Below are 5,068 nucleotides of genomic sequence, written 5' to 3'. Positions count from 1 at the left end.
GGACCGGACCCGCCCCCGAGGGCACGCCCGCGCCCGCGTCCGTGTCCCCCGTGCTCCTTCCGACGACCGCGGCGAAAGATCAGGACAAAGTCATTTCCGAAGGCGCCTGAGTCGAAAATCCCTTTTGTGAAATAGAAGAAGTTGTTCCACTCGTTGCTCCCTCGTCGGTGTTTTGTCGTGCCGGATAACGCAGTTCGGAGGGCCGTTCCGGGGGAAACGGAAAGAAAAGTCCTCCGGCGCGATAGATTCGCCGGTGGGCCGTATTTCAGGGTGTCGGGCACGGGATGGTTTCTGTTCCCGTGCCCTGTGCCCCCTTCGGGAGAACGGTCCGTTCGGAAAACAGCAGCGGTCTGTCGACCTTCTTCCGTGAGGAGAGACGTGTGAGCATGGCGACGACGCCCGAGGACGACACGGACCGGCGGGCGAGCGCCGGCGCCGCCGCGCGCACCCCGCCGGCGACGGACCATGACGAGGGCTACTGGCGGTTCGTCACCTGGATCGACGACGGCGGCGCCACCGTCGGCCTCACCGTCCATGTGGCCCGGTACGGGGTCGAGGACGCGGACGGCCGCCCCACCCACGCCCACGCCGCCACCTGGCACGTCCGCGACCGGGGGACGGGCCACCGTGCCGACGCCTCCTGGACGGACACCGGGTTCCTCGACCTGGCGCGCGCCGCGGCCGAGAACGACCCCTTCCTGGACCGCAGCGTGCGCGCCGCGATGCTGGACCTCCTCAAGCCCGGCGACGGGCTGTACCCCGACCGCGAGCTGCCCGGGCCCGTGGTGGCGGGCGGGGGCGGCCTCGACCTCGACTACGGCGGTGTCGTCCGCCTGCGCGCGGACGGGGACCGCCTCCTCCTCGACCTGCGCGGCGACGAGGGCTCCTGGCGCCTGCGTCTCACCCCCGCGGCGCCCGCGTCCCCCCACACGGCCGTGGACGGCCTCCCCTCGGCGCGGCCGTCCCGGGTCGTGCCGCGTGTCGTCGTGGAGGGGACCCGGACCGATGCCGACGGGGAGCGGCCCGTCCACGGTACGGGCTGGTACGAGCGCGTCCTGCCGGACGCTCCCCGCGACGCGGCCGGACCGGTCCCGGACAGCGAACCCGTGTGGACCCGTGCCGTGGCGCGCCTGGACGACGGATGGACCGTCACCGCCACGCGGCGCGGCCGGGTGGACGCCCTCACGGGGCGGACCCGCACCGAGCCGGTGGAGGTCCTGCTGCACTCGCCGGAGGGGGGTTGCACGACGGTGCGGGCGAGCGTGACCGACGCCGCGACCTGGACCTCCCTGGCCAGCCTGCGCGTCCACGTCACCGAGTGGTTGATCGAGGCCCACGGCGGTCTGCGCCTGTGGGTGCGGGCGTGGTCCCCCTCCCAGGAGTCCCGCGCCCTCCTCCACGGCACCGGCACCCTCGTGGCCCACGCCGACGTCGAGGGCGTCCGGGGCGGTGTGCCCGTCCGCGGACGCGGACACCTGGAATCCCGCCCGGCCGGCAGGATCACGCGCTTCGAGCCCCACATGCGCGGTATAGAGGCCGTGGTGAGGGAGGAACTGAGGAGCGTCTACCCCGACCGCCCGGACCGGGACGCCCTCACCGCACTCGCGGGTCTGGAGGAGCGCCCCGGGGTGCTCGACGCCTCGACGGCGGACGACCTGCACGCCGCGCTCGTCCGCCCCCTCCGCCACACCACGGACGGCGCGGGCAAGGGCATGCGGACCTACCTGTGGTTGCAGATCGTGGACCTGTACGGAGGAGACCCCCAACGGCTCCGGCCCATGCTCGCGGTCATCGAGGCACTCCAGACGGGCAACCTCATGATCGACGACATCCAGGACCGCTCGCCCATGCGCAGGGGGCGGCCCGCCGCCCACACGGTGTTCGGGGACGCGTTGACGATCAACGCCGGGACGCACGCCTACTTCCTCGTCGACCAGGTCCTCCCCCCGCTCGTGCGCGGGGACGACCGCCTGCTCCTGGCCGTGTACCGGATCGTCATGGGCATCATGCGCGCCGGGCACGCGGGCCAGGCACTGGACATCACCGGCCACGCCGCCGCGATGGACGAGGCCGTGCGCACCGGTGAGGCCGGCCCCCTCCTGAGCCGGATCCGCACCGCCCACCTCCTCAAGACAGCCCTGCCCATACGCAGCCTGGCCGAGATCGCCGCGCTCCTGTCCGGTGCCTCCGAGGAGCAGCTCCGGGGCGTCCGCGTCTACGGGGAGAAGGTCGGCCTGGCCTTCCAGATCGGAGACGACATGCTGGACCTGAGGGGGGTCACCGTGCGCGACCCCTCCGGAGCGCTGACGTCCACCAAACTCCGGGCCGAGGACCTGCGGGAGGGCAAGGTGACGATGCCCCTGGCCCACGCCGTCGCCCTCCTGCCCCCCGACCGCGTACGCGTGATCTGGGAACGCGTGCGGACAGGCGTGGCGGACGAGGCGGAGGCCGCGGAGATCGCCGACGAGCTCATCGCCTGCGGCGCGGTGCGGGCCTGCGAGGACGAGTGCCGCGCGCTGGTCGACGAGGGCTGGGGGCGGTTGCGGGGGGACCTGCCCCGGAACTGGTCGGCGCTGGGCCTCCACGCCCTGGGAACCTGGGCCGTCCACCGGAACGCGGAGTGCTGAGCATGGTACGTTCCGCGTCACCGAGCCCGCAGGGGACGGCCGGCACGCCCGCGCCCGCCACGTCCACGCTGAGCGTCCGTGGCGTCCACAAGGCCTACGGCCACCACCGCGTACTCCGCGGCGCCGACCTGGAGCTGCCCCCGGGGTGTCTGGGCGGCGTGGTCGGCGAGAACGGCGCCGGCAAGTCCACCCTCCTGCGCATCCTCGCCGGACAGCTGTCGCCCGACCGGGGGGAGGTGGCCTACGCCGGGCGGCTGGGGTACTGCCCCCAGCACACGGTCCTCAACCCGTCCTTCACCGTGGAACAGCACCTGCGGTTCTTCCAGGTCGCCTACGACCTGCCGGACCTGGCGCTGGCCCACGAGCTCATGGACCTCCTGTCGTTCGTCGGGTACCGGCGCCACCGTGTGGGCTCCCTCAGCGGGGGGACCCGGCAGAAGCTCAACCTCACCCTGGCCCTCATGCACGATCCGCCCCTGCTGCTCCTCGACGAGCCCTACCAGGGCTTCGACTGGGAGACCTACGAACGCTTCTGGGAGCTGTCCGCCCGCCTGCGCGACCGGGGCCGGTCGGTACTGGTGGTCTCCCACATCGCCTTCGACACGACCCGCTTCGACCGCCTGTGGCGACTGGAACAGGGCCGACCGGTACCGGCGTCCACAGGAGCGGGGGAGGGGCGGTGAACGCGCGTCGGGCCTGGGACCGCTACCGGACCGCGACGGTGTTCGCGGTCACCGAGCACCTGCGCAACCGCCTGGCCCTCGTGCTCGTGCTGGGCTTCGTGCCGCTGTGGATCACCCTGGTCCACCTGGTGATCGCCGACGGCGACGTCACGTTCCTGCTGCGCGCCAGCGGCGAGCACCTGACGGTGAACGGCAACCACATCAGCCAGATCTCGGGGGCCGTCAACGCCGTCACGCTCATCGTCGGCTTCATGATGTTCATCGTGACGTTCCGGTCGGTGGGCTTCGACCAGCGGCTGGTCCTGGCGGGCTATCCCCGCAGTCACCTGCTGGCGGGCAAGCTCACGGCGCTGGTCCTGGCCACGGCGGCGGTGTGCGCCTACGCCACGGCGGTGACGGCCGTGTACTGGACCCCCGAGCGGCCGGTGGCGCTGTGGATGGCGCTGTGCGGGGCCGCGCTCGCGTTCGGCGGGATCGGGATCGCCCTCGGGGTGGCCCTGCGCGGGGAGCTGGAGGGCATGTTCGTCGTCATCATGCTCAGCATCATCGACATGGGGCTCCAGAACCCGGTGGCCAACCCCGCCGCCGACAGCGACGTCGTGCGCTACCTGCCCGCCTACGGGACCATGCAGTCGGGAACGGCGGCGGGGTTCGTGGAGGACGTCCCGTGGGCCCACATGGCGCTGGGGCCGCTGTGGTTCGTGTGTGCGGTGGTGGTGGCAGGGACGGTGCTGTGGATGCGCACCCGTGACCGCCGCTCGCCCCTGGCCGGGATGCGCAGGGGTGTTCCGCGGCGGGGATGAGGGACGCCCCGCCGAACCGCCGTGCGCGGCGCCCCCGGGGCAGGTCCCGCGGCCACCGGGAGGGGCGGCCCCCTCCCGGCGGCCGCAGGACCTGGACGGTCCGCGGAACACGGCCCGGGCCCGGTCAGAACCAGAACCACTGGATCGGGTTCATGCCGTAGACGGCGACGAACGCGCCGCCGACGACCGCGGTGACGGCCACCGAGGTCAGGACCGGGCGCCGCGCGGGAAAGCGCCGCGCGCACGCCCACACCAGGAAGGCCAGGCCCGCGGCGACGGACGCGCTCCAGTAGGCCACCGAGGTGGTCTCGGCGACCACGAGGTGCCCGTAGACCCCCTCGCCGATGAGCACACCGCTGAGCATGCCCGTGCCCCAGGGGGCGAAGCCGGTGCGAAAGCGCAGGGAGTGGGCCGTCAGGCCGAGGAAGGGGCCCACCAGGACGGCCGCGGTGAGCCAGAAGGCCGTGGTGCCAGCCGAGGCGTGGTAGCCGCGCAGGACCGAGGCCAGGTCGTAGCCGAGCATCATGCACGCCAGCGCCGCCGCGGCGGCGGCCACGGCCGCCCACCGGCGCCGGGGCAGCAGGGCGAGGAGGAACGCCGCCACGCTCCAGGAACCGCTGGAGTTGCTCAGGGAGTTCAGGTGGAAGGGCAGCCATCCCTGGCTGAAGGAGGTCAGCGCGCCGATGGCCAGCCCGCCGAGCGCGGCCGCGGCGAGGGCGCCCACGGAGGCGGCGAGGCCGGGGGGTGTCGGGTGCGGGGTCGTCGTAGAGGCGCTCATGCCTGCGTCATCGCCTCTCCGGGCCCGCCGGGTTCGGCGGCGGGGGCAACGAATTCATGACGCCGCCCGGGCCCCTCGCGGTGGCGGCCCCGGCGCAGGTCCGCGCTCGCGTCCCCGTCCGCCTCCGCTCCGTCCCTGTCCCCGCCCCCGTCGGGGAGGGGGCGGGCGCCGACACCC

Annotated in this window: 5 protein-coding genes; 3 read left to right on the top strand and 2 right to left on the bottom strand. The window is 73.4% G+C overall.

Annotation, left to right across the window (positions count from 1 at the left end):
* Nucleotides 1-386: 386 nt before the first annotated feature.
* The 3 genes from ACWGL3_RS30855 to ACWGL3_RS30845 are packed head-to-tail and all read left to right on the top strand — an operon-like array spanning nt 387 to nt 4,113.
* Nucleotides 387-2,627, top strand: coding sequence for a polyprenyl synthetase family protein (locus ACWGL3_RS30855; RefSeq protein ID WP_452462102.1), 2,241 nt, complete (start codon nt 387-389; stop codon nt 2,625-2,627).
* 2 nt (nt 2,628-2,629) lie between these two features.
* Entirely contained in the window at nt 2,630-3,310 is a 681-nt protein-coding gene (locus tag ACWGL3_RS30850; RefSeq protein ID WP_452462101.1) for an ABC transporter ATP-binding protein, read from the top strand.
* On the top strand, nt 3,307-4,113 hold the full coding sequence (locus tag ACWGL3_RS30845) for an ABC transporter permease (RefSeq protein ID WP_267949858.1): 807 nt from the start codon (nt 3,307-3,309) through the stop codon (nt 4,111-4,113). The genes ACWGL3_RS30850 and ACWGL3_RS30845 overlap by 4 nt, the downstream gene beginning before the upstream one ends.
* A gap of 124 nt (nt 4,114-4,237) precedes the next feature.
* On the opposite strand, the gene ACWGL3_RS30840 is transcribed toward ACWGL3_RS30845, so the two are convergent.
* Together ACWGL3_RS30840 and ACWGL3_RS30835 are read right to left on the bottom strand one after the other, a co-directional pair.
* On the bottom strand, nt 4,238-4,891 hold the full coding sequence (locus tag ACWGL3_RS30840; protein ID WP_267949859.1) for a DUF6518 family protein: 654 nt from the start codon (nt 4,889-4,891) through the stop codon (nt 4,238-4,240).
* On the bottom strand, nt 4,888-5,068 hold a 181-nt coding region (locus tag ACWGL3_RS30835), incomplete at its 5' end, for a hypothetical protein (RefSeq protein ID WP_452462100.1). The genes ACWGL3_RS30840 and ACWGL3_RS30835, both read right to left, overlap by 4 nt.

The sequence above is a fragment of the Nocardiopsis sp. NPDC055824 genome (genome assembly GCF_053616335.1).
The sequence above is the reverse complement of the archived record's forward strand: the minus strand, read 5'-3'. Positions and strand labels throughout refer to the sequence as shown.

Coding starts and splice junctions, on each gene's coding strand:
- ACWGL3_RS30840 (WP_267949859.1), bottom strand. CDS start 4,891: ATGAGCGCCTCTACGACGACCCCGCACCCGACACCCCCCGGCCTCGCC.
- ACWGL3_RS30850 (WP_452462101.1), top strand. CDS start 2,630: ATGGTACGTTCCGCGTCACCGAGCCCGCAGGGGACGGCCGGCACGCCC.
- ACWGL3_RS30855 (WP_452462102.1), top strand. CDS start 387: ATGGCGACGACGCCCGAGGACGACACGGACCGGCGGGCGAGCGCCGGC.